The organism is Streptomyces sp. NPDC020845 (assembly GCF_044334165.1).
Classification (GTDB): Bacteria; Actinomycetota; Actinomycetes; order Streptomycetales; family Streptomycetaceae; genus Streptomyces.
Window position 1 is genome coordinate 289,587 of record NZ_JBIRSJ010000010.1, and the last position, 25,621, is coordinate 315,207.

Consider the following 25,621-nt stretch of genomic DNA (forward strand, 5'->3'; position numbering starts at 1 on the left):
CCCGTACGCCCGCACAGCGCGCGCCGGGCCCGCGCAGGCCCGAGGATGGCGGCACGCCCCCACTCCCGGAGAGCCGCCGTGTCCCGATCCGTACGCGCCGGTGCGTCGGCCGCCGTCGCCCTGCTGCTGACCGCCGCCGTCGGCTGCGGGGGAAGCGGTGGCGGACGGCCGGACACCTCGGCTCACCAGAAGCTGAAGTGGTCCACCTGCCCCGCCCCCGACGACAGCGAGGACGGGGCGACCAAGGCCCCCGGCAAGCAGTGGGAGTGCGCGACGCTCCACGTCCCGCTGGACTACGGCAAGCCGCACGGGGACACCATCGGCATCGCCCTGATCCGTGCCAAGGCCACCCAGCCGAACAAGCGGATCGGCTCGCTCATCTTCAACTTCGGCGGCCCCGGCGGCTCCGGCGTCTCCACCCTGCCCGCCCTCGCGAGCGGCTACAAGGAGCTGCGCACCCGCTATGACCTGGTCAGCTTCGATCCGCGCGGGGTCGGCCGCAGCAGCGGGGTGAGATGCCTGGGGAACAGGCAGCTCGACGCCTTCTACGCGGCCGACTCGACCCCGGACGACTCCGCGGAAGTGAAGTCCCTTGTAAGCCGCGTCAAGCGGTACGCCGCCGCCTGTGAGAAGAACTCCGGGAAAGTGCTTCCGTATGTCGGCACCGCCAACGCCGCCCGTGACATGGATCTCATGCGCAGCGTCCTGGGCGACGACAAGCTCCACTACTTCGGCGTCTCCTACGGCACCGAACTGGGCGGCGTCTACGCCCACCTGTTCCCCAAGAAGGTGGGGCGCGCGCTCTTCGACGGCGTCGTCGACCCGGCACAGGACCCCGCGCAGGGCTCCCTCGGCCAGGCGAAGGGCTTTCAGCTGGCGCTCAACGACTACATGAAGGCGTGCGACGCCACTGGCAACGGCTACAGCTGCCCCACACAGACGGAGATCCGCGCGCTGCAGAAGAGGCTCGACCGGCGCCCGGTGCCCGGCATCGGCAACCGCAATCTGACCGAGTCCCTGGCCAACGGGGGCATCGCGCAATCCCTCTACTCGCAGGACTTCTGGCAGTACCTCACCCAGGGCATCGCGGACGTCCAAAAGGGCGACGGCAAAATCCTGCTGGCCCTCGGCGACGCCATGAACGGCCGCAACCCGGACGGCAACTACAGCACCCTGCAGTCCTCCCTCACCGCTGTCTCCTGCGCCGACTTCAAACAGCGCTACACGGTCGACGACATCAAGGCGAAGCTGCCCGAGTTCCGCGAGGCGTCCCCGGTCTTCGGCCCGTACCTGGCCTGGAGCCTCACCCAGTGCACCGGCTGGCCGGTGCACGGCGCCTGGCGCACCCCGGACGTCAGCGCCCCGGGCGCCGCGCCGATCCTGGTCGTCGGCAACACCGGTGACCCGGCCACCCCGTACGCGGGCGCCCGGAAGATGGTGGAGGAGCTGGGCCCCGGCGTCGGCGTGGAGCTGACGTACCGGGGCGAGGGGCACGGCGCGTACGACAGCGGCAACGCCTGTGTGCGCCGTACGGTCAACGACTATCTGCTGCGGGGCAAGGTGCCGCCGAGCGGAAAGGTCTGCGGCTAGACGCGTCCAGTGGGGCCTGCGTTGAGCAGGCACCCTTACGTTCCGTAATCTGTGACCGAACTGAGAAGGGACCTGAACCTTCCAGGTCATACCGTGCTCATAGGATCCTCGGCTATGTCGAGTTCCATACGCACCATACGGGCCAGGGCACTGGTCTCCGCGGCCGTCGTGGTCGCGCTCACCGCCGTCGCGGGTTGCAACGACGACGGCGGCTCCAACAAGGGCAAGGGCGGCAAGGACAAGGCGTCAGAGGCGCCGTCGGCCTCCGGCCTGCCCAGCTCTCTCACCGAACAGAAGCTCAGCTGGAAGTCCTGCCCGGCGCCCACCACCCTCCAGGGCGCCGGCGAGGCCCCGGGCGGCGAATGGCAGTGCTCGACCATGCGCGTTCCGCTGGACTACGCCAAACCGGATGGCGAGACGATCGACCTCGCCCTGATCCGTTCCGAAGCCACCAACCCGAACAAGCGGATCGGCTCGCTCATCTTCAACTTCGGCGGCCCCGGCGGCTCCGGCGTCTCCACCCTCCCCGGCTTCGGCAAGGACTACCAGCGGCTGCGTGCCCGCTACGACCTGGTCAGCTTCGACCCGCGCGGGGTCGGCGAGAGCGCGGCCGTGAAGTGCCTGAGCGACAAGGAAGCCGACGCGTCCGACGCCGTGGACGGCTCGCCGGACGACGCCACCGAGCTCGCGGCGGCGACGGCGGACCAGAAGAAGTACGTCGCCGCGTGCCAGAAGAACTCCGCCAAGGTGCTCCCCCACGTGGACACCGTCAGCGCCGCCCGCGACATGGACCTGATGCGGGAGGTGCTCGGCGACAAGAAGCTGCACTACTTCGGCATCTCGTACGGCACCGAACTGGGCGGCGTCTACGCCCACCTCTACCCCAAGAACGTGGGGCGCGCCGTCTTCGACGCCGTCGTCGACCCGACCGAGGACCCCGAGCGGGGCAACTTCGGCCAGGCGAAGGGCTTCCAGCTCGCCCTGGACAACTACCTCAAGGACTGCGCCACCAAGGGTCTGACCTGCCCGCTCGGCAGCGACCCCGACAAGGCCGAGCAGACGATCGTCTCGCTGCTGAAGCGGCTCGACAAGAACCCGCTGCCCACCAGGAGCGGCCGCGAGCTCACCCAGGACCAGGCCGTGGGCGGCATCGCCGCCGCGCTGTACAGCAAGGACAGCTGGCAGTACCTGACGATGGGGCTGACCGAGGCCCTGCAAGCCAAGCAGGGCAACATACTGCTCCTGATGGCGGACTCCATGGCCGGCCGCGACGAGAACGGCCACTACAGCAACATCGGGCCCGCCAACGTCGCGATCAACTGCGTGGACGACAAGCAGCGCTACACGGTCGCCGATGTGAAGGCGAAGCTGCCCGAGTACCGCAAGGCGTCCCCGGTCTTCGGCGAGTTCCTGGCCTGGGGCATGCTCTCGTGCATGGACTGGCCGGTGGCCGGCAAGACCGACCACCCCGAGGTCAGCGCCCCGGGCTCGGCGCCGATCCTGGTCGTCGGCAACACCGGTGATCCGGCCACGCCGTACGAGGGCGCGCGGAAGATGGCCAAGGGTCTTGGCGAGGGCGTCGGCGTGGAGCTCACCAACAAGGGTGAGGGCCACGGCGCGTACAACGGCGGCAGCAAGTGCACGACGGCGGTCGTGGACGACTACCTGCTGAACGGGAAGGTGCCGGCGGACGGCAAGGTCTGCTCATAACCCTTTTCCCGCGCACGAAGGGCCCCGCACCGATCCTCGGTGCGGGGCCCTTCGGCGTCTCTACGGCGCCTCTTACGGCCGCGTCAGTAGACGGGCTTCTCGGGCTCGATCTGGTGGACCCAGCCGATGACGCCGCCGCCCACATGGACCGCGTCGGAGAAGCCCGCGGACTTCAGGACGGCCAGGACTTCCGCCGATCGGACACCCGTCTTGCAATGCAAGACGATCTTCTTGTCCTGCGGAAGGTCCTGCAGGGCGTTGCCCATCAGGAACTCGTTCTTCGGGATCAGCCGGGCGCCGGGGATCGAGACGATCTCGTACTCGTTCGGCTCGCGGACGTCGATGATGTCGATGTTCTCACCGTCGTCGATCCACTCCTTGAGCTGCTTGGGAGTGATCGTCGAACCGGCCGCCGCCTCCTGGGCCTCCTCCGACACGACGCCGCAGAAGGCCTCGTAGTCGATCAGCTCGGTGACGGTGGGGTTCTCACCGCAGACCGCGCAGTCGGGGTCCTTGCGGACCTTGACCTGGCGGTAGGTCATCTCCAGGGCGTCGTAGATCATCAGACGGCCGACCAGCGGCTCACCGGTGCCGGTGAGCACCTTGATGGCCTCGGTGACCTGGATCGAGCCGATGGAGGCGCACAGCACGCCGAGCACGCCTCCCTCGGCGCAGGAGGGGACCATGCCGGGCGGCGGGGGCTCCGGGTACAGGCAGCGGTAGCAGGGACCGTGCTCGGACCAGAAGACCGACGCCTGGCCGTCGAAGCGGTAGATCGACCCCCATACGTACGGCTTGTTCAGCAGCACGCACGCGTCGTTGACCAGATAGCGGGTGGCGAAGTTGTCCGTGCCGTCCACGATCAGGTCGTACTGGGAGAAGATCTCCATGACGTTGTCGGCCTCGAGGCGCTCCTCGTGCAGCACAACGTTCACATACGGGTTGATGCCGAGCACCGAGTCGCGCGCGGACTCCGCCTTGGAGCGGCCGATGTCCGCCTGGCTGTGGATGATCTGGCGCTGCAGGTTGGACTCGTCTACCTCGTCGAACTCCACGATGCCGAGGGTGCCGACACCGGCCGCGGCGAGGTACATGAGCGCGGGCGAGCCGAGACCGCCCGCGCCCACACACAGCACCTTGGCGTTCTTCAGCCGCTTCTGCCCGTCCATCCCCACATCAGGGATGATCAGATGGCGTGAGTACCTGCGGACCTCGTCGACGGTGAGCTCGGCGGCCGGCTCGACCAGGGGTGGCAGCGACACGGGGACTCCGTAGTGGGTGGGAGCAGGGTTGTTCTTCTGGTAACACTGCCATGGCCCATCTCATTCCGAGACGGGTGGTCCGGTCCGCGAGACGGATCCGTCCCATCACCCGGGCAACCCCGCCGCCGACCGTCACACCGACCGTCGGCCCGGCCTTCCCGACGGCCCTCAGATCCGGCACGCCGCCTCCATCCAGATATCGGCCAGGGACTCCTCCAGCACGATCCTGGAGCGCCAGCCGAGCCGGTCGCGCGCGGTGCGCACATCCGCCTGCTGCCAGCTGCCGCAGCCGTCCGGGTACGGATAGCCCGCCCCGCCGCCCACATGCTCGATCTGGGCCCCGGCCGGACCACCCAGGCCGCCCGGGGCGGCGTGGTGCAGCGGCCCGCGCCCCGGCGGGCCGTCGATCTCGTGCAGCGTGCCGCCGTAGCCCGCCACCCGGGCGAGCACGGCCGCCGCGTCGCGCAGCCGGACGGCCCGACCGCTGCCGATGTTGACGACCCCCTGCGCGGCCGAGAGCGAGGCCGCGTGCACCGCCCGCGCCACGTCCCGTACGTCCACGAAGTCGCGCTGCACCCCGAGGCCGCTCAACTTCAGCTCACCGTCCCCGGCCTGCATGGCCCGGCGCATCGCCTCGGCCAGCCGGCCCAGCGGCGACCCGGCCGGGGTGCCGGGCCCGACCGGCGAGAAGACCCGCAGCACCACCGCGTCCAGGCCCGACCCCAGCACCAGCTCGGTCGCGGCCAGCTTGCTCACCCCGTACGGACCGCCGGGGCGCGGCACCGCGTCCTCCGCCGTCGACGAGCCGGGCTGGGACGGCCCGTACTCCGAGGAACAGCCGACCTGGACCAGCCTGGCGCCGCAGCCGCTGCGCCGCAGCGACTCGCAGATCGTCGCCACGGCCACGGTGTTGTGCCGGGTCAGCTCGCGCGCCCCGCCACGGGTCGCGCCCGCGCAGTTGATCACCACTCCGGGGTGGACGGCGTTCAGAAAGCGGGTCAGCGCGCCGGGGCTGCCGGTGGACAGGTCGAACCGCACATCGGCGTCGTCGCCGCGGCCGAGCGCGGTGAGCTGGACGGCGGGGTCGGCGAGCAGGTGTTCGGCGACGTAGCGGCCGAGATATCCCCCGGAGCCGAGCAGCAGGACTCTCATCGGTCACGCTCCAGGGGCTGTGGGTCGGTCATGTCGTCGCTCATGTCATGTGCTCCTAGTGGTGATGGAAAGCGGTGAGATACGGGCGCCTGGGGTACCTGGGGTGCCTGGGGTGCCTGGGGTGGCCGGGGTGTGGGCCGAGGCGCGGGAGAGCGCGGCGAACGCGTACGCCAGCAGGGCGAGGGCCGTGACGCCGCAGACCGCGGCCGGGAGGCCGGCAGGTCCGCAGACGGCCGAGGCCCTGGCCGCCGCCTCGGCGAACGCCCCGCCGCCCGGCAGCCGGCCGACCACGGCCCCGCCCAGCACCGCCGCCTCGGCCGCGCAGGCCGCGGCGGTGCCGGTGGCGGCGGCCCGGCGGAAGCCGTGGACGGCGAGCAGCCGGGCGACGAACAGCAGGACGCACACGGCCACCACATCGGACGCGACGGCTGCCGGAACGGCCCCGGGCGGGCGACCGGGCAGCGGCAACGCGAACCGGACGGCGAGCTGGACCGCGAGCACCAGGGGTGACAGGGCGCAGAGGAACAGGGCCACCGTGCCCGCGAGCAGCGGCCGCACCCCCGCCGCGAACTCCGCGAGCCCACGGCTGCCCACCAGCCTCCGGCGCGCCCGCCGGGCGAACCAGCGCGCGCACCACGCGGCGGGCGCGACGGCGAGGGCGAGAACTACGGCAGCCTCGGCGGCGGGCGCGACGTCGTAAGGCCGCCACGCGCCGGTCCGCAGCCCATGGAGCAGCCAGTCGCCGCACAGGGCGTACGCGATGAGCCAGCCGACGCGCAGCACCCCGGCCAGCCGCCCGGCCAACCCGCCGCCCCGCACCTTCAGCGGCCCGCGCGCCAGGCACAGCCACAACGCGGCCATCACCAACGCGCCCCCACCCACCCCGGCAGCCACCCGCTCCCCCACCGCCCCGCCCCGCGCCCTGGCCAGCCCGACGACGGTCGCCACCCCCAGCGCCCCGGGCACCAGATGCAGCGCCCCCACAGCCAGCCGCCCGCCGACCCGCCCCCGCGGCGGCGGGGCCGCCGGGGCGCCCGGGCCCTCGTCGTCGCGGGGGACGCGCGCGTACAGCTCCTCGGCGAGCGAGAAGACATCACGATGCCGAAACCGGGCGGCGGTGCGGTCCGTCACGCCATGAGCCTCGAGACCGGCGGCGATCTCCAGCGGATCGACGGCGCCCGCACACAGCTCGCGATGACGCCGCATCAACCCCCGCACGGGATCGGCCGACCCCCGCCCCACGGGTCCCGCGCCGGCGGCGTCGGGCCCCTCCTGCGCCCCCGCCAACGGAGAGCGCCCGCCCCCGCCACCCCGACCAGCGACCTCGCCCCCGCAGGGCGTTCCCTTGCCGCGGCTGCCGACGGGCCGAGCGCCATCGCCGGAGGCTGCGGCCGCCTCCGGTGCGGCCGACGACGGGAGGCGTCCGCTCCCGCCGCCCCCACCAGCGACCTCGCCCCCGCCCGGTATCCCGTCGCCGCGGCCCTCGGCGTGTCGGGCGTCATCGACGCGCCGAGGGCGCTGGCCGGAGCCAGAGCCGCAGCTGGGGCTGGGGCTGGGGATCGGGCCGGCGGCCGGAACGGAGCCGGAGGCGGCAGCCGCCTGCGGCCCGGCCGACGACGCGGGACCGCCGCTCCCAAGTCCTTCACACGGCGCCCCGCCCGCCTCCGGCTGGGGCGCCCCGCTCACGAGCGCGCGTGACTGCGTGTCCCAACCGCCAGGGCTTCGCGGAGTCCGCGGGGCGTCCGCCCAACGCCCCCGCCGCGCGCCGGGTCCCCCAGCGGGCATTTCGCCGACCGCCCGCTGCCCGCCAGGGGGCGGCGCGCCGTCGGTGTCGGTGATGGACGGCCGGAAGGCGCCCCCCAGAAAGGCAGGGCGCGCAGACCGCCCTCCGGGTGGCTCTGCGGCCCCCGGCTCGCCTGCGCCAGACGGTGCACCGTCGCCAACCCCACCTCCGGAAGACCCGGCAGAGCCGGAAGCCGCCCCAGCGTCGTCACCGTCCTCCGGGCCCGCGGCGCCCGGGCGGCGGGTCATGGGCGCGCCTCTTCCGGCTGGGGGGCGTACGGGCCCACGGCCAGGGGTTCCGGTTCGTGTTCGGGTTCAGGGCCGGGCCGCGCCGTGGCCCAGGTGGGGGTGTGGGTGGCGGGTGAGGGGGCCGGGCCGTCGCCGCCCGCCCAGCGGCCGGGGATGTGGGCCTCCGCCGGGCGGGCGAAGGGCACCGGTTCGCCGTCCGGGCCGTACTCCCCGCGGCGCACCGGGCAGTGCGACATGAGCTCCAGATAGATGCCGCGGAACGCCGCCACGTTCTGTTCGGCCGTGAAGAGCTCCAGCGCGCGGGCGCGCGCCGCGGCGCCCAGGCGCTCGCGGCGCTCGGGGTCGGCGAGGAGTTCGAGGCACGCGTCCGCGAGCGCGCGCGGGTTGCGCGGCGGGACCACCAGGCCCGTGCCGCCGATGACTTCGCACACGGCGCCGACGTCCGTCGACACCGTGGCGCGCCCGCAGAACATCGCCTCCACCAGCCCGACCGGGAAGCCCTCGACCACGCTGGACAGCACCACCACGCTCCCCGCCGCGTACGCGTCAGCCGCCGACGGCAGCCCGGGGTCGCCGAGGCGTTCGAAGGAGACCGGGTTGTCAGCGGCCTCGGCCGGGAAGAGGTGGGCGGCGAGGGCGCGGCAGTGGGCCGGGTAGCTGTCGGCGGCGGGGGCGGAGGCGGGGCGCCCGGTCTCGACGAGGCGCAGCCGCGCGCGCGGCACCGCACGCCGCACCTGGGCGAAGGCGTGCAGCAGGGCCACGACGTCCTTGGCGGGTTCGAGACGCCCCAGCCACACCAGCGTCCAGCCGTCGTCGCCCCGCGCCCCGGCACCGTCGCCCGCGCCCGCGCCGCGCTCGCCGACCTCCGCGAAGCGGCTCGCGTCCATGCCGGGGTAGACGGTGCGCAGCCGCTCCGGGTCGGCGCCGCAGCGCTCCTGCCAGCGACGGGCATGGGTGTTGCCGGGGGTGGTCAGCGCCGCGCGGGCGTACGCCTCGGCGGTCAGCCGGCCCTGGAACGAGGCGAGCAGCGTCCGCACCGGGGCGGAGAGCACCGCGCCGCCCGGACCCGCCGCGCTCGCCAGGTAGTACTCGCGCAGCCGTACGCCGTACTCGGTGATCAGGAGGGGCGTGCCGAAGAAACGCCGGGCCAGCAGCCCCGGGAGGGCGGCCGGGCCCGCGGAGGAGGCATGGCACAGGTCCACGCCGGACAGGCCCGGCTCGCCGGAGGAGCCCTCGCCGCCAGGGCCCTCGCCGACTCCCTCGCCGTCGCCGTACCAGTCGAGCGACAGCGGGCGCAGCGCGCGCTCCAGCGCGCCGGTCACGGTCAGCAGATCGGCCACCCGCGCCCGGTGCGCGCCCTGAAGCGCACCGGGCGTGTGGCAGGCCCGCTCCAGGGCGCGTACGGCCGTCTCGGAGCGCAGCGCGGCGGGCAGCCCGCCGTGCTCCCGGGCCAGCTCGGCGAGCCCGTACAGGCCGCTGGCGAAACGGTCCGCCTGCGATCCGGCGGCCCCGGCGGCCCCCGCGGTTCCGGCCGGCCCGGCGGCAGCGGGCGCGCCGGGGCTCCCGGGGCCGCCCGGCGCGCTGATCGCCGCCGCCAGCTCCCCGAAGCACTCCGCGAACCGCCGCCGCTCGCGCCGCCCGTACCTCCCCCGGTCCCGGCGCGGCGCCCGCGCCGCCTCCCCCCACAGCGGTGCGGTACGGATCCGCCGCACCGCGCCGGGCAGCTCCATGAAGCCCCCCGCCGTCTGGCGGGCGCTCCGGCTGAGGGCGTAGACCTCGAACTCGTGCTGGGCCAGCCCCCGCACCAGCCGGTCGCACCACAGCCGCGCCTCACCATCCGCGTACGGATACCCACCCTCCGTGAGCAGTCCCACGCGCATGAGCGCACCCCCGATCTCCCATGTCGGCAAGCCGTCGCGCCGCCGTCCGGCAGCGGGAGCACGTTATGCGGGCAGGGTGGTGGTGCGACGGACGGTTGTCCGTCGCACCACCGGAAGGGGTGAACGCCCGTGACCTTCCCGGACCTCAGGCGTTGTGGGGCTCCGTACGCGGGTACGGCCGCCGGCTACCCGCGGCCGCCCGTCACCTGGGATACGGCCAGGCGTTCGGCCGACAGGTCGCCCCGTCGGTCGTCAGGAACTTGGTCTGCTGCATCATCACCGGCGCCAGCGCGCCCTGCCGGGAGCAGATCTCGTGGTTGTGCCCGAGCCGGTGGCCCACCTCGTGGTTGATGAGCATCTGCCGGTAGGCATGCATCTTGTCGTCGCCGAAGGTCTTCGCGCCCTGCGCCCACCGATAGGCGTTGATCATGACGCGCTCGGTGGAGGCGGAGTCGCAGGAGACGTTGTCCTGGGTGGTGTCCAGACCGGATTTCAGACACCACTTCGCGGTGGTGCCGGGGCTGGCCAGCGTGATCACGAAGTCGGCCCGGCCGGAGGAGACCCGGTCGAAGGAGCTGGTCCCGCCGTGGCCCCAACTGCGTTCGTCGTTCAGCGTCTTGTGCACGGCCTGCGCGAACAGTTCGCCGTCCAGCGGCAGGCCCTTCTCCACGTCCACGCGATAGCGCCACACCCGGCCCCGGCCGGTCCCCTTGTCCTGCCCGGGGACCGTCGTGAACGCCCCGGATCCGCTCAGCTTCGGGTCCAGCGGGAACTTCTGCGTCATCAGCGCGGCGTACGAAGTGGCCTTCGGGGCCGGGGTGGTCGGGGCGGACCGCGCCGCCCGCTCGCCGTTCCCGTCGCCGTTCCCGTCGTCGTCGCCCGCGGCTTCGGTGCGCTCCGAGCCGCCTTGGGCGCGCGCGCTGTTGCCGCCGTCCTGCGGCCCGTTGGCCACCTGCCCGGCGACCACGACCGCCAGCACGGTGGTCACGGCCGCGGCGGCGACACCGGTGAACGTCCGCCCTTTGCCGCCCTTGGCCGCGCCGTCCGCCTCTTGAGGCTCGCCCTCAGCGTCGTCGGCGTCGGCGTCCGTGCCATCGGCGCCGTCTGCCCCGGCTCGGCGCGGCGCCCCCGGGGCGCCCGCGGCGAAGACGTCCTCGCCGTCGCAGTCGAGGGCTTCGGAGGTGTCGAACGCGTCGACGTACTCCTTGCGCGGGCCTGGCATCAGGCCGCCCACCGTCGCGCCCGGCGCAGGGCCGGCGGTCCGCGCTGCCCGCGCCCCGCCAGGCATACCGCCCGGACCACCGGGACCACCAGGGCCGCCGGGCACACCGCTCAAACCGCCGCGCCGCATCGGACCGCCAGGACCGCCAAAACCGGCCTGACCTCCGGGACGCGGCTGGCCGCCAGGCCGTCCCGGTCCGCCGAAACCGCCGGGACCCGCCGGACCACCAGGCCCCCCGGGCCCGCCCGGGACCATACGACCGCCCGGCGCGCCCGGACCGCCCACGGCGCCCCAACCGCCGCCCGGCTCACGGTGCTCCGGGTGCCCGCCCCTGGCCCGCGGCACACCGGGCCCCTGCGGACGCATCGGCGGCACACCCTGCGGCGGCGTCACACCAGGATCCACACCAGGCTCAGAGCCAGCCCCAGGCCCCGGTCCCGGCACCATCCGCCGCCTGCGGCCGGTGCCCGGGCCTCCGGCCGGACCGGAGGGCGTGTACTCCACAAAGCCGGGACCGGCACCGGGGCCACGGCCGCCGCCGGGGGCGGAGCCTGGGCCCGCCTGCCCGGACCGGCGGTCGCGGTCCTCCTGGCTCTGGCTGCCACGTGCGCTGTGTTTACCCACGCGCCGCACCGCTCCCGTCCGTGCCGGGTACCGGGGCGGTCCGCATCCCCGGGTCGCCCCGGCGGCCGCCGTCCTCCCGGCCCTCCCGGCCTGCTCTGCCTTCTCGGCCTGTCACGTCGTCGAGCAGTTCACGCATCCCCTGCGCCACTGCCTCGGGATACTCCATCATCGCCACGTGCCCCGCGTCCACCAGCGTCAACAGCCGCGAGTCGCGGAAGGCCGCACCGGCCCGCCGCGCCATTCGGTAGGACACCAGCTGGTCACGCATCCCGTACACCAGCAGCGTCGGCGCCAGCACCCGCTCGGCCTGCCGCCACATCGAGTGCTGGCCGCCGAGCGTGTACGAATCGACGAGGCCACGCGCCGAGCGCGTCAGCGCGTCCCAGAAGTACGGGAGGGCGAGCTTCCGCTCGAACTCCTGCACCGCCAGCGCGAAGTTCTCCGGGCTGACCTGCGACGGGTTGCCATAGGTGAGCGCCATCGCCTCGCGGGTGCGCCGCTCCGCGTCCCAGTCCCGGGTCAGCCGGGTGAACAGCCGGGTGACGCCGGGGATCGCGAGCAGGCCGGTGGGAACCGCTGTCATTTGCGGGGGCAGCTCGGGCAGCGCGGGCGAGACGAGAGTGAGGGTGCGCACCAGGTCCGGCCGCAGCGCGGCGACGCGGGTGGAGACCGCGCCGCCCAGCGAATTGCCGACCAGGTGCACGGGTCCGCGCCCGCTCGCGTCGAGATAGCGGATCACGGCACGGGCGTGGCCCGGTATCGAGTAGTCGCCGTCGTCCGGCGGCGGGGAGTCACCAAAGCCGGGCAGGTCAAGGGCCTCTCCGTCCACTCGCTCGGCAAGCGGCTCCATCAGGAGGGACCAGTTCTGCGAGGAGCCGCCGAGCCCGTGCACATAAAGCGCGGGCGGCAGACCGTCCCGGACCGGCGGGCGGGACCGTACGGTGAGGGTGAGACCGGAGAGGCGCACCGTACGCAGCCGCTCCCCCGCTCCGACGCGCACGGGCCGGGCGGGCGGGACCGCGGAGACGATGCGGGGAACCGGCTGCTCGGTCGAAGACATGCGGCAATGTTACGAGACGATCACACTCGGAGCCCTGTGTTCGCCCTCACAGGCCGCGTAGCGTCCGAAAGTGAGCTCTCCTAGGCTCGTAAATACAGGGACGATCACTCCGGGCCGGGGCGGGCGGGAGAAACGCCCGGACCCGGGCGCCTGAGAACGCCTGAGGAAGGGGAGAAATGTCCGTCGACCCCAGCGACCCCGAGACCTTCGAGGAAGACGACGCCGCCGAATTCGCCGTGGAGGACGTCGAAGCACCGGAAGTGGACGCCGCGGAGCAGCACCACGACCTCCTGCCGACCCGGGACGAGCCCGTGAGCGCGGACGCAATGTCGGAGGCGAACGAGGCGGACCGCATGGAGCAGGCCCGGATCGTCGAAGTGGACGAGGACGACTACTCGTGAACTGCGACATTTGTCAGCTTTATCGACTTTCCACGGAGTGCGGCCCGTGAAATTCTCCGTACGGACCGCGCGCCGCCCTGTTACCCAAAAGTACGATGGCGGGCGCGGTGGACACCGTGTACAGAACACTCATTGGGAGGCGGCGTGACAGCCATCGAGCAGACCGAGGCGCGCCCGCGGGGCACGCGCCTGCCGCGCCGAGCCCGACGGAATCAGCTCCTGGGGGCGGCCCAGGAGGTCTTCGTGGCACAGGGCTATCACGCGGCGGCCATGGACGATATCGCCGAGCGCGCCGGGGTCAGCAAGCCGGTGCTCTACCAGCACTTCCCCGGCAAGCTCGACCTCTATCTGGCCCTGCTGGACCAGCACTGCGAGGCGCTGCTGCACGCGGTGCGCACCGCGCTGGCGTCGACGACCGAGAACAAGCAGCGCGTCGCCGCCACCATGGACGCCTACTTCGCGTACGTCGAGAACGAGGGCGGCGCCTTCCGGCTGGTGTTCGAATCGGACCTGACCAACGAGCCGGCCGTGCGCGAGCGCGTGGACCGGGTCTCGCTGCAGTGCGCCGAGGCGATCAGCGAGGTGATCGCCGAGGACACCGGCCTGCCGAAGGACGAGTCGATGCTGCTGGCGGTCGGCCTCGGCGGGGTCTCGCAGGTCGTCGCGCGCTACTGGCTCTCCAGCGAGAGTCAGGTGCCGCGCGATACGGCCGTGCAGCTGCTCACCTCGCTCGCCTGGCGGGGCATCGCGGGCTTCCCGCTGCACGGCGCCGACGGCGGCAACTGAGAGCCGCGCGCGGCGGCCGGGGCGGTGTGCGGGTGTCCGCCGCGCCCCCGGCGACCGCGTGTTCGCTGCGGGCGTGCGCCCGTACGGCCCGTCCGGTCTCCGCACCGGGCTAATGTGTGCTGCGTACGGCGCGGCTGGCCGCGCACCCCAACTGACCGTCGGAGGGACAAAGCCGTGGAGGTCAAGATCGGCGTGCAGCACGCGCCCCGCGAGATCGTTTTGGAGAGCGGACAGTCTGCCGAGGAAGTCGAGCGCGCCGTGGCCGACGCGCTCGCCGGCAAGGCGCAGCTGCTGACCCTGGTGGACGACCACGGCCGCAAGGTCCTGGTCCCGTCCGACCGGCTCGCATACGTCGAGATCGGCGAGCCGGCCGCCCGCAAGGTCGGCTTCAGCGCGCTCTGAGCAGCGTCCGCGCCAACGGAACGCGGCGGGGCCCGGTGAGAACCCTCACCGGGCCCCGCCCCTTTTCGCGCCCGCACGGATGGCTTCGCGGAAGGCTTTCGCGCCCGTGCGGAAGGCCGTCTTCAGGTTCGGTCGGCCGGGCAGGGTTGCCCGCCGCCGGCCGGGGGTAGGACGGCTGCGACCGGGGCTCGGCACCGCTGTACCACGAGGGCCCGGTCCCGATGCACGCACGGGAGGACGCACCATGATCTTGGAAGCGCTCGGCTCCGTACTGATCGGTCTCGCCATCGCATACGGGGCGGGCCGCTGGCAGCCTCGAAGGTTCCATTCCCGACGGCTGCTGCTGTCCACCGGCCCCGGCGCCGCGCTTCTCGGCTCCCTGCTCACCCACGCCGTGCTGGGCCCGGGACATACCCTGACGGTGCTGATCGCCGCGCTCGGCTTCTCGGTGGCGCTGCTGTCGCTGCTGGTCCGCCCGGCCCGCAGGCTCCGCCGCTCCGCCACGGCCTGAGAGCCACCTGTCTGAGAGCCACCCCCCATACGCACCGCGGCCCGCACCCCTCCAGGGGCGCGGGCCGCGCGCTACCGCGCCGTCCGACGGCTCAGAGCACCAGGCTCAGAGCGCCGGGCTCAGGACGCCAGGCCCAGCGCCGCCATCCGCTTGGTGTGCGCCTCGGTGATCCGGGAGAACATCCGGCCGACCTCCGCCAGGTCGAAGCCGTCCGCGACCCCGCCCACCAGCATCGTGGACAGCGCGTCCCGCTCCGCGACCACGCGCTGCGCCTGCGACAGCGCCTCGCCCATCAGCCGCCGCGCCCACAGCGCCAGCCGCCCGCCGACCCGCGGGTCCGCCTCGATGGCCGCCCGTACCTTCTCCACCGCGAACGAGGCGTGGCCGGTGTCGTCGAGCACGCTCAGCACCAGCCCGCGGGTGTCCGAGTCCAGCCGGGCCGCCACCTCGCGGTAGAAGTCGCTGGCGATCGAGTCGCCGACGTACGCCTTGACCAGACCCTCCAGCCAGTCCGACGGCGCGGTCTGGCGGTGGAAGCCGTCCAGCGCCGCCGCGAACGGCTCCATGGCCGCCGTCGGCTGCTCGCCCACCTCCGCCAGCCGGTCTCTGAGCTGCTGGAAGTGGTGGAACTCGGCGGACGCCATCTTCGCCAGCTCCGCCTTGTCCTCCAGCGTGGGCGCCAGCTTGGCGTCCTCGGCCAGGCGCTCGAAGGCGGCCAGCTCGCCGTAGGCGAGGGCGCCGAGCAGGTCCACCACGGCCGCGCGGTACTGCGGGTGGGCGGCCGCCCGCGCCCAGTCCTGGGCGGCGATCCCGGTGCGCTCCCCGTCGGCGTGTCCCTCGGTGCGCTCCCCGTCGGCGGGGGCGTTCTCCGGTGTGTCAGACGTCTCCATGTTGCGCACAATAGCCCGCCCAGCGCCCCGTGGAAGGCCCTGGTCAGCCGGGACCGGCAACGGGGCGCATCCGGCATCCCGGTCACAGATGCGCGGTCTCGGGGTACAGTGCTAGAGGCGCCCGTCGAGTATCGGCGGGTCGTTCCACGCATACGGATGCCCGGTCGGTGGCCCGATCGGCTCCAAACCGACCGCCCTCCGCGCGGCGCGCATGTAATCGTGCGCACGGCAGGAGGGACCCGCTCGCGGTATGAGCGCTCGAGCGAGGGCAGTGGTCCCGCGCCGGACCGGCCACCCCAAGGCCGGTTGTACTCGGGGCGCCGTGCGACCCCTTCGCCGCCTCACGCCGCGTCTCACAGAAGAGGCAAGCATCCTGACCACTTTCCGAGACCTCGGGATCCTCCCCGAGACGGCCGAGGCCCTTGAGGCCGTCGGCATCACGTCCCCGTTCCCCATCCAAGAGATGACGCTCCCCGTGGCCCTCTCGGGCTCCGACGTCATCGGACAGGCCAAGACCGGCACCGGCAAGACGCTGGGCTTCGGCCTCCCGCTGCTGGAGCGCGTCACCGTCCCCGCGGACGTCGAGGCGGGGCGGGCCAAGCCCGAGCTGCTGACCGACGCCCCGCAGGCGCTCGTGGTCGTCCCCACCCGCGAGCTCTGCCAGCAGGTCACCAACGACCTGCTCACCGCCGGCAAGGTCCGCGCCGTGCGCGTTGTGTCGATCTACGGCGGCCGTGCGTACGAACCGCAGGTCGAGGCCCTGAAGAAGGGCGTCGACGTGATCGTCGGCACCCCCGGCCGGCTGCTCGACCTGGCGGGCCAGAAGAAGCTGCGGCTCTCCTCCGTCAAGACCCTCGTCCTCGACGAGGCCGATGAAATGCTCGACCTGGGCTTCCTGCCCGACGTCGAGAAGATCATCCAGATGCTGCCCGCCAAGCGCCAGACGATGCTCTTCTCGGCGACCATGCCGGGCCAGGTCATCTCACTGGCCCGGCGCTATATGTCGCAGCCCACCCACATCCGCGCCACCGCGCCGGACGACGAGGGCGCGACCGTCGCGAACATCACTCAGCATGTCTTCCGGGCCCACTCCCTGGACAAGCCGGAGGTCGTGGCGCGGGTGCTGCAGGCCGAGGGCCGCGGCCTCGCGATGATCTTCTGCCGTACGAAGCGGACCGCCGCCGACATCGCCGACCAGCTCGCCCACCGTGGCTTCGCCTCCGGCGCGGTGCACGGAGACCTCGGCCAGGGAGCGCGCGAGCAGGCGCTGCGCGCCTTCCGCAACGGCAAGGTCGATGTGCTGGTGGCCACCGACGTCGCCGCGCGCGGCATCGACGTCGAGGGCGTCACGCATGTGATCAACTACCAGTCCCCCGAGGACGAGAAGACGTATCTGCACCGCATCGGCCGCACCGGCCGCGCGGGCGCGTCGGGCACCGCCGTCACCCTCGTCGACTGGGACGACATCCCGCGCTGGCAGCTGATCAACAAGGCGCTGGACCTGCCATTCAACGAGCCGGAGGAGACCTACTCCACCTCCGACCACCTGTACGAGCTGCTGAACATCCCGGAGGGCACCACCGGTGTCCTGCCGCGCGCCGAGCGCACCCGGGCGGGCCTGGACGCCGAGGAGATCGAAGACCTCGGCGAGACCGGCGCCCGCGGCGCCCGGTCCGCGCGCGGCGGCCGCCGTCCCTCGGCGGCGGCGCCTGCCGAGGAGCGCCCGGCCCGCACCCGCACGCCGCGCCAGCGGCGCCGGCTGCGCGGCGGCGTCGTGGTCGACGGGGTGACCGACGACTCGACGCAGGCGGCCGAGGCGGCCGTGGACACCGCGGAGGCCACAGCCGAGGCCCCGGAGGCCACCGCCGAGCCGAGGCAGCCCCGCCGCCGTCGGCGCACCCGCGCGGGGGTCACGGCCAAGGCAGCCGACAGCGGCTCCGACGCCGAGGCGGCGGTCACCACGGCCGAGGGCCCGACCACGGCCGTGACCGACCCCGCACAGCCCGAGGCGACCCCCGATGCCGCCGAGGCCCCGGCCAAGCCGCGCCGCCGCCGCACCCGCGGCGCGGCAACCGCCAAGGCCGCGGAAGCGACGGCAGCAACGGCACCGGCACCGCAGGCCGAGACGGCACCGGCCGAGGCCGGGGACGGCGAGGCCAAGCCGGTCCGCCGCCGTCGCCGCACCCGCTCGGCAGCGTCAAAGGCCGAGGCCACAGAGGCAAGCTGACGCCACCCGCCCCACCGCCGAAGGGCCCGATCCGCTCCCCCGGACCGGGCCCTTCGGCGTCCCCGAAGCCCCCAGCCGGGGCAACAGTCGTCCGGCCGCACCGGCCGATTTCCCCGGCCGTCCTCCGATCGCGCTGTCCGGGACGCGTCCCGCGTCCGGAGACCGCGGACCCGCCGGAAGCGACACCGCACGCGGCACCGACACCACCGCGCCTGGGGGTGGTACGGCGCCGACGCGTGGCGAGCCGAACGGCAGCGCCGACCCGGGCGGCGGCGACGGGACGGCGTGCGGCACCCGCCACCAGCCACGGCCGGCCGCCGGAGGCAGCGGCCAATCGCAGCGTCACCCACGTGGCGGCCTGACCGTGCGCAAATGCGGACCCTCCGGAGGGCAGGCCCCAGACACCGGCCCGGCCCCCGACGGCCACCGGCCGAAGCCGACCCGCCACCGACGCCGCGCCCGCGGCGGGCGCGGCGTCCCGAAAGCGCCCGCCGGACACCGTCTGCCGGATACGAGTCCCGCCCCGCGGGCCACGGGCCACGGCCCGCCAGGAGCGGCCCCCGGTGGCGGCCCGCGCACGCTAAGACGCAGGAGAAGCGGGGACGTGGCGGCACACGTCATGGCGGGTTAGCCGGGATTTTCCGTGTGCGCGCTAGCCTCGGCGCATGAGCAGGCCGCCGTTCATCACGCTGCCCGGGTGCGCCCGTGCGCACCGTCTTCGTACCGCCCGCGGAGAGTTCGCCGTACATGACGCGCGCCCTGAGGGGGCGGTGCGGGGGACGGTGCTGCTGGTGCCCGGGTTCACCGGGAGCAAGGAGGACTTCATCGCGCTGCTGGAGCCGCTGGCCCGCGCCGGGTTCCGGGTGGTCGCGGTCGATGGGCGGGGGCAGCACGAGACCGGCGGGCCGCGGGACGAGGCGGCGTACGCGCAGCAGGAGCTGGCCCGGGACGTCCTGGCGCAGACGGCCGCGCTGGACGCCGACGCCGGCACCACCGCCGACGCCGCCACCGCCGAGGGCTCCACGCCGCTGCATGTGCTCGGGCATTCGCTCGGCGGGCTGGTCGTACGGACCGCCGTCTTGATGGCCCCGGACGCCTTCGCCTCGCTGACGCTGATGTGCTCCGGCCCGGCCGCCATCTCCGAATCGCAGCAGGCCCGCACCAAGCTGCTGATCGACGCGCTGGCCGTGACCGATATGGAGACCGTCTGGCAGGCGATGCGCGAACTCGACCCGCCGGAGGCGCCCGAGGAGACCACGCCGCCGGGCGTCGAGGACTTCCTCCACCAGCGCTGGCTGGGCACCGTTCCCGAGCAGCTGATCGCCACCGGGCGGCAGCTGAACAGCGAGCCGGACCGGGTCGCGGAGCTGGCCGGGGTGGCGCTGCCCAAGCATGTGCTGTCCGGGATCGTGGACTACGCCTGGCCGGTGCCGCTGATGGACGAGATGGCCGAACGCCTCGGCGCCCACCGCACCGTGATCCAGGGCGCGGGGCACTCCCCCAACGCGGAGCGGCCGCTCCCCACCGCCGAGGCCCTGATCGGCTTCTGGCGCGGTGTCGACGGCGACAGCTGACAGCAGACGCGTCAGTACTGGGCCTGTAGGTGCTCCCAGAAGCCGTCCCGCAGCGCGCGCCGCAGATCGGCATGGGTACGCAGCGACAGGCGCAGCAGGGCCTCCGCGTCGATCAGCAGCTCCTGGTCGACCGAGCCCGGCAGGTAGGGGTGGCCGGGCAGCAGCTCGGCGAGTGATTCCCGGCCGCGCGAGGAGAGCCATCGCGCGGCGATCTGTGCCCCGACGAAGCGGACGTCGTCGCGGCTGGGGGCGGGCGCGCCCGGGCCCGGTTCGGCTCCGTACGGTTCGAAGCCCGCCGGACGGCGGGTGACGTACGGCTTGCAGAAGTCGAGGTCGAAGGTGCGCTGGCTGTCGACCTCCCACAGCAGCGGCTCGGCCTGATTGCGCCCCTCGACGGCCTCGATGCCCCAGAGGTGCACCCGCGCGCCGTACCCCTGCGCCGCCTCGACCGCGGAGACCAGATCCTCGTCCCCGCCGATCAGCACCGCGTCGCCGATGGCGCGGTGCCGGGCGAGGGATTCGAGGTCGGAGCGGATGAGGGAGTCGACGCCCTTCTGCTGGTTGTTCGCGTTGAGGTTGCCGAGCCGGACCTTGACGTCGGGCAGCTCGGCGATGCTCTGCTGCTCGGAGGTGTGAATACGGCGCCGGGCGCCGTCGTACCAGTAGACGCGCAGCAGCCTGCTGTCCGGGAAGATCGTGCGGGCCTTGTCGATGAACGCCTCGATGAGCCCCTCGGCGTCGAGCTCGAAGGTTCTGCGGTCCTCGGTTCCTGCGACCAGTCGGCCGGCGGCCGCGTAGACATAGCCGGCGTCCACGAATATCGCGTGGGTGGAGGGCGTGGTCGCGACCTCTGCGAGCACACGCTGCAGCAGCTCATTGGTGCGCTCGATGCCTGCGACGACCGAGGCGAGGTCTGGTTGGCCCGGAGGCGTGACGTCACTCATACGCGCTTCATTCTCCGGGCCGACGCGCTCAGGACACAACCGGACCTGGTACGAGACGGTAATTAGGCTCCCGAAAATTTTCTTTAGCGTAGGGAATGTTTTCCATGGCACCCTCTGTTGAACCGTACGGAAGCTCGCGGCACTGGCGCCGCGCGCATCCGTCTCACACCACAGTTCTCCTCAGGAGGATCAGACGAAGGGAGAAGCCATGCGCTTCGAGATCATGCGCCTCGACGATGTCGACGGGACCGCCGTGGACAGCACCGTTGTAGACGCCGCCTCCGTCAACCGGATCGTGCAGCAGGCCGCCGCAATCGGTCAGCGCATCTACATCCGCCCCGCCGAAAGCTCAGCCCGGTAACGCCCCGTTTGTAGTACGCAGCAGTAGCTCGCAGTACGGAGCTTCCGGCGCCCCTGTGCCTCGTCGCACGGGGGCGCTTGTGCGTCCGGCCGGACCGCTCAGCCGGCCCCGCCCGGCACCGGGGACGCCCCGGTCGCCCGGCGGACGATCTCTCCGTAGATCTCGGGATCCGTCGTGTACTCGCCGAGACGACAGGTCTTACGGCTGCCGTGGTAGTCGCTGGAGCCCGTGGTGAGCAGGCCGAGCTCGGCGGCGAGTCCGCGCAGCCGCTTGCGCGTGGGCTCGTCGTGGTCCATATGGTCCACCTCGATCCCGTCAAGACCCGCGGCGGCGAGCTCCGCGATCGCGCTCTCGGGCACGCACAGCCCGCGCTTGAGGGCCAGCGGATGCGCGAAGACGGTCACCCCGCCGGCCGCCTTGACCAGGCGGATCGCCTCGAACGGGTCGAGCTCGTGCTTCTCGACGTAGGCCCGGCCGCCATTGGCGAGCCACTGCGGAGTGAAGGCGTCCGAGACGCTGTCGACGACGCCCAGCTCGACCAGCGCGGTCGCCACATGCGGCCGCCCCACGGCCCCGTCGCCGGCGATCCGGGCCACCTGCTCCCAGGTGATCGGCACGCCCAGCTCCCGCAGCTTGTCGACCATCGCGCGGGCGCGCGGCACCCGGTCGTCGCGGACGAGCTCGCGCTCGCGCGCCAGCTCCGGCTCGACCGGGTCGAAGAGATACGCCAACATGTGCAGGCTCACGCCCGCCGCGCCGTCTTCCGACGTACCTGAGGCAGTACCTGAGGCGCCCGGCGACGGCGGGACCATCAGCCGGCACGACAGCTCGGCGCCGGTCACCAGGGTCAGCCCCGATGAACCGCCGCGCAGCTCCCGCTTCGCCTCCTCGTACCCGCCGACGGTGTCGTGGTCGGTGAGCGCGACGACGTCCAGCCCGGCCGCGGCGGCGTTGCGCACCAGCTCGGCGGGGGTGTCCGTACCGTCGGACGCAGTGGAGTGGGTGTGCAGATCGATGCGCACGACGCGGGCTCCCAGCTGCGGCGGTGGAACGGAGGGGACGCTTCAGAATAACCGGCCGCCACCGAGATGATCAGCCCAGGATGCGCGGCGACAGCGCCCCGCACGGCACCAGGTCCACCTCGGCCCCGGCGTCCCGCAGATCGGTGAGCACCATCTCGTCGTACATCATCAGACCGGTCTGCTCGGGCCAGACGATCGCCCACAGCCACAGCCCGCACGCCTCCCCCGCGAACACCGCGCGGTCGTCCGGTGTGCCCTCGACCAGCCACAGCGGGGTGGGCCGCCCGGCGGCCAACACCTTGACCTGCGGCGCCCGGTCGACCCGCATACCGGGCCCCGGGTCGGGGCCGCGGATCCCGGCGTATCGCGCACCGAGCCCGACCCCCAGCTCCTCGGCGACCAGCAGCAGCTCCCCGGGCCCGCCCAGCGGTCCGGGTCCTGAGCAGGCCACGGCGGTGGCCCGGCCGCCGCTGCGGTCGTCGCCCGCGCATGCGACGCCGGTGAACAGCCAGCCGACCGGAAGCGGCCACGGCATCCACACGGGCACACGGGCACGGTTGGTGACGACCACGAGTGCTTCGACGCTCGGCGGGACGACCGGCTGAAGCGGATGCACCGTGCCGTGCACCCCGCACTGCCAGGAGTCTGCGAAGAGACCGGGCGCCCGCACCCGGCCACCGCACTTCGGGCAACTGGGTTCGCCCCTCATAGGGCCCCACGGTCCTCCCCGGGCGTCGCCACGTCAAGGACGATCACCCGTCCGGATGCGACTCGGGCCGGCACACGAGCCGCCCCCCTCATCTCAGCTCGCCAGCGGCACCCCGGAGCGGCTCGGGTCCCGCAGATCCGTGCCGTGCCTGAGCCAGCGGTCCTGCAGCGCGCCCGCGCCGTGCACCCGCTTCCACGCCGCCTCGTTCCCGGTCATGGGCAGCAGCGGCAGAAACCGGACCGGGTCCCTTGGCTGGGCGAGCTCCAAGTCCTCGACCAGCCCGCCCGGTTCGGCCACCAATACGGAGGTGAAGGGCGCGCCCGGCCACAGCGGCCCGCCCAGGTCCAGCGAGGCGCCCGGCGCCACCACCAGGCCCTCCACCTGGGGGGACGCGGCGAGGACGGCGAGCGGGCGCAGCACCTCGTCGAGTACGGGCAGCCCGGGGCCCACGCCCGCGCCGCCGATCCGCACCGTCAGCACCAGCTCGGCGCGCGGGCCGCGCAGCGGGTTGCGCGCCGCACTGGTGCTGACGGCGGTCGGGTCGGTCATCGGCCGGTCGGCCATGCCGAGTGTGGCGTAACGCACGACGTCCGCGTCGCGGAAGCGCAGCACCTCGATGCGGTCCGTACCGACGAAGGTCACGGCGGCGCGGGCGTCAGGCTCGCCCAGCGCCGTCCGCAATCGGGCCTCGACCAGCTGAAGAACGTCTGACATGCGGCGAGCATAGATCGCGTATCGAACAGGCAAAGCGGCGACTTATCGGTTCAGACGGCTGGTAGCCTTGGCGCCTGCCCAGGGAGTTATACGTCATCCCTCAAGGGGGACCGACTGGAGGAGGTGGGGCTGCGGTGGATCCTAGTCGACCGTGCAGTACCGACAGTTCTCCCGTCCCCTTCCCCTCGGTATGCGGCTGTTCTTGATCTGAAACCTTCCGTACCCCACCGCTCCGCGGTGAAACACGTGAAGTCGATTCGCATCCAGGGCACTTGACGGTAGAGCGCCTTCGTAACGCTTTGTCTCTTTTCTACCGCGAACTTCCGTCAGCGCCATCGCACGGAGTGCCGCCCGCTTTGCGGACGTACGGCCACCGAAGCCCGTACGTCCACCTTCCGGGCCGCGCTGCGCCGCGCGCCCGTCGCTGACGGCCTGCCCGTGAAGGAGCCCGTCATGTCGATGATCCGTGACCTGCGCGCAGCCGTCCGCCCCGCCCTGCGCCGCACCCGCGCCACCAGCAACTACGACACCACCCGCGACCCCTCCGTCTCCAGCGCGGTGATCGACTGCGCCGTCTACCGCGACGGGCGTCGGGTCAGCGACCACTGCAGCCCGACAGAGGCCATGAAGCAGGTGCGCGCCGAGGGCGGCTTCGCCTGGATCGGGCTGCACGAGCCGACCGAGCGCGAGTTCGCCGGAATCGCACAGGAGTTCGGACTCCACCCGCTGGCCGTGGAGGACGCGGTCCAGGCGCACCAGCGGCCGAAGCTGGAGCGGTACGACGACTCCCTGTTCACCGTCTTCAAGACGATCCACTACGTCGAGCACGCGGAGCTCACCGCCACCAGCGAGGTCGTCGAGACCGGCGAGGTCATGTGCTTCACCGGCCGGAACTTCATCGTGACCGTCCGGCACGGCGGCCAGGGCTCGCTGCGCGCGCTGCGCCACCGTCTCCAGGAGGACCCCGAGCTGCTGGCCAAGGGCCCCTCGGCGGTGCTGCACGCGATCGCCGACCAGGTCGTGGACGGCTATCTCGCGGTCGCCGACGCGGTCCAGGACGATATCGACGAGGTCGAGATCGACGTCTTCTCGGCGGCCAGCTCCCGGCGGGGCGGCGACGCGGGGCGGATCTACCAGCTCAAGCGCGAGGTGCTGGAGTTCAAGCGGGCCGTCTCGCCGCTGCTGCGGCCGATGCAGCTGCTGAGCGAGCGGCCGATGCGGGTGGTGGACCCGGACATCCAGAAGTACTTCCGGGACGTCGCGGACCACCTGGCGCGGGTCAATGAGCAGGTGCTGGCCTTCGACGACCTGCTCAACTCGATCCTCCAGGCCAATCTGGCGCAGGCCACCGTGGCCCAGAACGAGGACATGCGCAAGATCACGTCCTGGGCAGCGATCTTCGCCGTGCCCACGATGATCGCCGGGATCTACGGTATGAACTTCGACTACATGCCGGAGCTGCGCTGGAAGTTCGGCTACCCGGCGGTGCTCGTCGTCACGGTCTCGATCTGCTTTGTGATCCACCGCGGCTTCAAGCGCAACGGCTGGCTCTGACAGCCTTCAGCTCGGCTTCCTGCGGTCCGCCAGCACCACCAGCGCCAGACCGACGAGGATCACCCCGAGCGCCGGGTAGGCGACCGCATGCGGCGTCTGGCCCAGCCAGAGGGCGGCGATCAGGGCCGCGCCCGGCGTCTCGAGCAGCAGCGAGGTCGAGGTGATGGACGGCCCCAGGCCCTTGACCACGCGGTTGATGAGCGAATGGCCCAGCAGCTGCGCGGTGACCGTCAGCGCGGCCAGCTTCAGCCAGGTCGCGCCGCTGTAGCCGCCCAGGGCCGTACCGGAGGCCAGGCAGGTGATCAGCAGAAGCACGCTGGTGGTGCCGTAGCAGACATAGGTGTACGCCGTCGTGCTCACCGTCCGCCGCACCTCGGCGCCGAGCACCACATACCCCGCGCCCGCGATACCGCCCACCAGCGCGAGCGCATCACCCGCGAGCGCGCGCGTGGACAGCGACAGATCGACGCCGGTCAGCAGCACCACGCCGAGGAGGGCGACCGACATGCCCGCCCAGACCAGGCCGGACGGGCGCTGCCCGCGCAGCCGCAGCAGCAGCGCGGTCCAGATCGGGGTCGTGGTGACGAGCGCGGTCGACGAGGCGACGGAGGTCATATGCAGGCTGGGCAGCCACGCCCCGAAGTGCAGCGCGAGCAGCGCCCCCGACCCGACGGACAGCATCACCCCGCCGCGCCCCATCCCGCGCAGCTCCCGCCGGTGGCGCAGCAGCGCGAAGGGGGTGAGCGCGCCGACGGCCATGGCGTTGCGCCAGAACGCGACGGCCAGGGCCGGGGCCGCCGTCGCGGCGACCAGGGGCGCGGAGAACGAGACCGAGGCGACGGCGAGCGCCAGCAGCGCCACATCGAGGGTGACGGCGGGGTGACCGGCGGGGGCCTGCGGGACAGGGGCCAGAGGTCCGGCCGGACCGGCCGGACCGACACCGGCGGAGGTCCCGGAGCGGCTGGAACTGGCATTGGACACGGCCTCAGGGTAGG

21 protein-coding genes and 2 pseudogenes are annotated in these 25,621 nt (G+C 73.0%); 10 read left to right on the forward strand and 13 right to left on the reverse strand.

Going from position 1 to position 25,621, the window contains the following annotated elements:
- Nucleotides 1-45: 45 nt before the first annotated feature.
- Both ACH4U7_RS27355 and ACH4U7_RS27360 read left to right on the forward strand, forming a co-directional pair.
- Complete coding sequence (locus ACH4U7_RS27355) at nt 46-1,590, forward strand: alpha/beta hydrolase (RefSeq protein WP_398530470.1); 1,545 nt, start codon at nt 46-48, stop codon at nt 1,588-1,590.
- Between the two features lie 114 nt (nt 1,591-1,704).
- Nucleotides 1,705-3,300: an alpha/beta hydrolase gene (locus ACH4U7_RS27360; RefSeq protein ID WP_398530471.1), complete on the forward strand. Its 1,596-nt coding sequence runs from the start codon at nt 1,705-1,707 to the stop codon at nt 3,298-3,300.
- An 83-nt stretch (nt 3,301-3,383) separates the two neighbouring features.
- On the opposite strand, the gene moeZ is transcribed toward ACH4U7_RS27360, so the two are convergent.
- From moeZ to ACH4U7_RS27395, 7 genes and pseudogenes are all read right to left on the reverse strand, one after another.
- The gene (gene moeZ / locus ACH4U7_RS27365; protein WP_089504958.1) at nt 3,384-4,562 is read right to left on the reverse strand and encodes an adenylyltransferase/sulfurtransferase MoeZ; all 1,179 of its coding nucleotides are present in this window, start codon (nt 4,560-4,562) and stop codon (nt 3,384-3,386) included.
- A gap of 168 nt (nt 4,563-4,730) precedes the next feature.
- Nucleotides 4,731-4,871 (reverse strand): annotated as a pseudogene (locus tag ACH4U7_RS27370) (reductase); the annotation flags it as partial.
- 78 nt (nt 4,872-4,949) lie between these two features.
- A pseudogene (locus ACH4U7_RS27375) lies at nt 4,950-5,714 on the reverse strand (NAD-dependent epimerase/dehydratase family protein); the annotation flags it as partial.
- A 45-nt stretch (nt 5,715-5,759) separates the two neighbouring features.
- Nucleotides 5,760-6,920, reverse strand: a complete 1,161-nt coding sequence (locus tag ACH4U7_RS27380; RefSeq protein WP_398530472.1) for a hypothetical protein — start codon at nt 6,918-6,920, stop codon at nt 5,760-5,762.
- 821 nt (nt 6,921-7,741) lie between these two features.
- The gene (locus tag ACH4U7_RS27385) at nt 7,742-9,625 is read right to left on the reverse strand and encodes a DUF3492 domain-containing protein (RefSeq protein WP_398530473.1); all 1,884 of its coding nucleotides are present in this window, start codon (nt 9,623-9,625) and stop codon (nt 7,742-7,744) included.
- Between the two features lie 202 nt (nt 9,626-9,827).
- Nucleotides 9,828-10,847 carry a DUF3152 domain-containing protein gene (locus ACH4U7_RS27390; RefSeq protein WP_398530474.1) on the reverse strand — a complete coding sequence of 340 codons (1,020 nt, stop codon included), beginning with the start codon at nt 10,845-10,847 and terminating at the stop codon, nt 9,828-9,830.
- A 616-nt stretch (nt 10,848-11,463) separates the two neighbouring features.
- On the reverse strand, nt 11,464-12,531 hold the full coding sequence (locus ACH4U7_RS27395; protein ID WP_398530475.1) for an alpha/beta fold hydrolase: 1,068 nt from the start codon (nt 12,529-12,531) through the stop codon (nt 11,464-11,466).
- Nucleotides 12,532-12,707: 176 nt separating this feature from the next.
- Between ACH4U7_RS27395 and ACH4U7_RS27400 the strand changes: the two genes are divergently transcribed.
- The 4 genes from ACH4U7_RS27400 to ACH4U7_RS27415 all read left to right on the forward strand — a co-directional run bounded on the left by ACH4U7_RS27400 (nt 12,708) and on the right by ACH4U7_RS27415 (nt 14,631).
- A complete protein-coding gene (locus tag ACH4U7_RS27400; protein WP_398530476.1) occupies nt 12,708-12,932 on the forward strand; it encodes a hypothetical protein in 225 nt (74 codons plus the stop codon).
- A 144-nt stretch (nt 12,933-13,076) separates the two neighbouring features.
- Nucleotides 13,077-13,718: a TetR/AcrR family transcriptional regulator gene (locus ACH4U7_RS27405; protein WP_398530477.1), complete on the forward strand. Its 642-nt coding sequence runs from the start codon at nt 13,077-13,079 to the stop codon at nt 13,716-13,718.
- A gap of 174 nt (nt 13,719-13,892) precedes the next feature.
- A complete protein-coding gene (locus tag ACH4U7_RS27410) occupies nt 13,893-14,120 on the forward strand; it encodes a DUF3107 domain-containing protein (RefSeq protein WP_014176655.1) in 228 nt (75 codons plus the stop codon).
- Between the two features lie 244 nt (nt 14,121-14,364).
- Nucleotides 14,365-14,631, forward strand: coding sequence for a hypothetical protein (locus ACH4U7_RS27415; RefSeq protein ID WP_398530478.1), 267 nt, complete (start codon nt 14,365-14,367; stop codon nt 14,629-14,631).
- Between the two features lie 119 nt (nt 14,632-14,750).
- Here the strand turns inward: ACH4U7_RS27415 and ACH4U7_RS27420 are convergent, their stop codons facing one another.
- A complete protein-coding gene (locus ACH4U7_RS27420) occupies nt 14,751-15,530 on the reverse strand; it encodes a ferritin-like fold-containing protein (RefSeq protein ID WP_398530479.1) in 780 nt (259 codons plus the stop codon).
- A gap of 454 nt (nt 15,531-15,984) precedes the next feature.
- Here ACH4U7_RS27420 and ACH4U7_RS27425 point away from each other — a divergent pair, with 454 nt between their 5' ends.
- The gene (locus ACH4U7_RS27425) at nt 15,985-17,748 is read left to right on the forward strand and encodes a DEAD/DEAH box helicase (protein WP_398530480.1); all 1,764 of its coding nucleotides are present in this window, start codon (nt 15,985-15,987) and stop codon (nt 17,746-17,748) included.
- A gap of 665 nt (nt 17,749-18,413) precedes the next feature.
- Nucleotides 18,414-19,322: an alpha/beta fold hydrolase gene (locus ACH4U7_RS27430; RefSeq protein WP_398530481.1), complete on the forward strand. Its 909-nt coding sequence runs from the start codon at nt 18,414-18,416 to the stop codon at nt 19,320-19,322.
- Nucleotides 19,323-19,333: 11 nt separating this feature from the next.
- Here ACH4U7_RS27430 and ACH4U7_RS27435 read toward each other — a convergent pair whose 3' ends face one another.
- On the reverse strand, nt 19,334-20,266 hold the full coding sequence (locus tag ACH4U7_RS27435; protein WP_014176660.1) for an NYN domain-containing protein: 933 nt from the start codon (nt 20,264-20,266) through the stop codon (nt 19,334-19,336).
- 208 nt (nt 20,267-20,474) lie between these two features.
- Between ACH4U7_RS27435 and ACH4U7_RS27440 the strand changes: the two genes are divergently transcribed.
- Nucleotides 20,475-20,627, forward strand: coding sequence for a hypothetical protein (locus ACH4U7_RS27440; protein WP_014176661.1), 153 nt, complete (start codon nt 20,475-20,477; stop codon nt 20,625-20,627).
- 98 nt (nt 20,628-20,725) lie between these two features.
- On the opposite strand, the gene ACH4U7_RS27445 is transcribed toward ACH4U7_RS27440, so the two are convergent.
- From ACH4U7_RS27445 to ACH4U7_RS27455, 3 genes are all read right to left on the reverse strand, one after another.
- Nucleotides 20,726-21,649 (reverse strand): PHP domain-containing protein, encoded by a 924-nt coding sequence (locus ACH4U7_RS27445; RefSeq protein ID WP_398530482.1) that lies wholly within the window; start codon nt 21,647-21,649, stop codon nt 20,726-20,728.
- Nucleotides 21,650-21,719: 70 nt separating this feature from the next.
- On the reverse strand, nt 21,720-22,358 hold the full coding sequence (locus tag ACH4U7_RS27450) for a DUF6758 family protein (RefSeq protein ID WP_043486859.1): 639 nt from the start codon (nt 22,356-22,358) through the stop codon (nt 21,720-21,722).
- 93 nt (nt 22,359-22,451) lie between these two features.
- Complete coding sequence (locus ACH4U7_RS27455; protein ID WP_398530483.1) at nt 22,452-23,072, reverse strand: suppressor of fused domain protein; 621 nt, start codon at nt 23,070-23,072, stop codon at nt 22,452-22,454.
- A gap of 453 nt (nt 23,073-23,525) precedes the next feature.
- Between ACH4U7_RS27455 and corA the strand changes: the two genes are divergently transcribed.
- Nucleotides 23,526-24,626: a magnesium/cobalt transporter CorA gene (gene corA / locus ACH4U7_RS27460; protein WP_398530484.1), complete on the forward strand. Its 1,101-nt coding sequence runs from the start codon at nt 23,526-23,528 to the stop codon at nt 24,624-24,626.
- Nucleotides 24,627-24,632: 6 nt separating this feature from the next.
- Here the strand turns inward: corA and ACH4U7_RS27465 are convergent, their stop codons facing one another.
- Nucleotides 24,633-25,607: a DMT family transporter gene (locus tag ACH4U7_RS27465; RefSeq protein WP_398530485.1), complete on the reverse strand. Its 975-nt coding sequence runs from the start codon at nt 25,605-25,607 to the stop codon at nt 24,633-24,635.
- Between the last annotated feature and the right edge of the window lie 14 nt (nt 25,608-25,621).

Excerpts from the sequence above, each read along its gene's own strand:
- ACH4U7_RS27355 (WP_398530470.1), top strand. The coding sequence starts at position 46 with ATGGCGGCACGCCCCCACTCCCGGAGAGCCGCCGTGTCCCGATCCGTA.
- ACH4U7_RS27360 (WP_398530471.1), top strand. The coding sequence starts at position 1,705 with ATGTCGAGTTCCATACGCACCATACGGGCCAGGGCACTGGTCTCCGCG.
- ACH4U7_RS27380 (WP_398530472.1), bottom strand. The coding sequence starts at position 6,920 with ATGCGGCGTCATCGCGAGCTGTGTGCGGGCGCCGTCGATCCGCTGGAG.
- ACH4U7_RS27385 (WP_398530473.1), bottom strand. The coding sequence starts at position 9,625 with ATGCGCGTGGGACTGCTCACGGAGGGTGGGTATCCGTACGCGGATGGT.
- ACH4U7_RS27390 (WP_398530474.1), bottom strand. The coding sequence starts at position 10,847 with ATGCCAGGCCCGCGCAAGGAGTACGTCGACGCGTTCGACACCTCCGAA.
- ACH4U7_RS27395 (WP_398530475.1), bottom strand. The coding sequence starts at position 12,531 with ATGTCTTCGACCGAGCAGCCGGTTCCCCGCATCGTCTCCGCGGTCCCG.
- ACH4U7_RS27400 (WP_398530476.1), top strand. The coding sequence starts at position 12,708 with ATGTCCGTCGACCCCAGCGACCCCGAGACCTTCGAGGAAGACGACGCC.
- ACH4U7_RS27415 (WP_398530478.1), top strand. The coding sequence starts at position 14,365 with ATGATCTTGGAAGCGCTCGGCTCCGTACTGATCGGTCTCGCCATCGCA.
- ACH4U7_RS27425 (WP_398530480.1), top strand. The coding sequence starts at position 15,985 with ATGACGCTCCCCGTGGCCCTCTCGGGCTCCGACGTCATCGGACAGGCC.
- ACH4U7_RS27430 (WP_398530481.1), top strand. The coding sequence starts at position 18,414 with ATGAGCAGGCCGCCGTTCATCACGCTGCCCGGGTGCGCCCGTGCGCAC.
- ACH4U7_RS27435 (WP_014176660.1), bottom strand. The coding sequence starts at position 20,266 with ATGAGTGACGTCACGCCTCCGGGCCAACCAGACCTCGCCTCGGTCGTC.
- ACH4U7_RS27440 (WP_014176661.1), top strand. The coding sequence starts at position 20,475 with ATGCGCTTCGAGATCATGCGCCTCGACGATGTCGACGGGACCGCCGTG.
- ACH4U7_RS27450 (WP_043486859.1), bottom strand. The coding sequence starts at position 22,358 with ATGAGGGGCGAACCCAGTTGCCCGAAGTGCGGTGGCCGGGTGCGGGCG.
- ACH4U7_RS27455 (WP_398530483.1), bottom strand. The coding sequence starts at position 23,072 with ATGTCAGACGTTCTTCAGCTGGTCGAGGCCCGATTGCGGACGGCGCTG.
- corA (WP_398530484.1), top strand. The coding sequence starts at position 23,526 with ATGTCGATGATCCGTGACCTGCGCGCAGCCGTCCGCCCCGCCCTGCGC.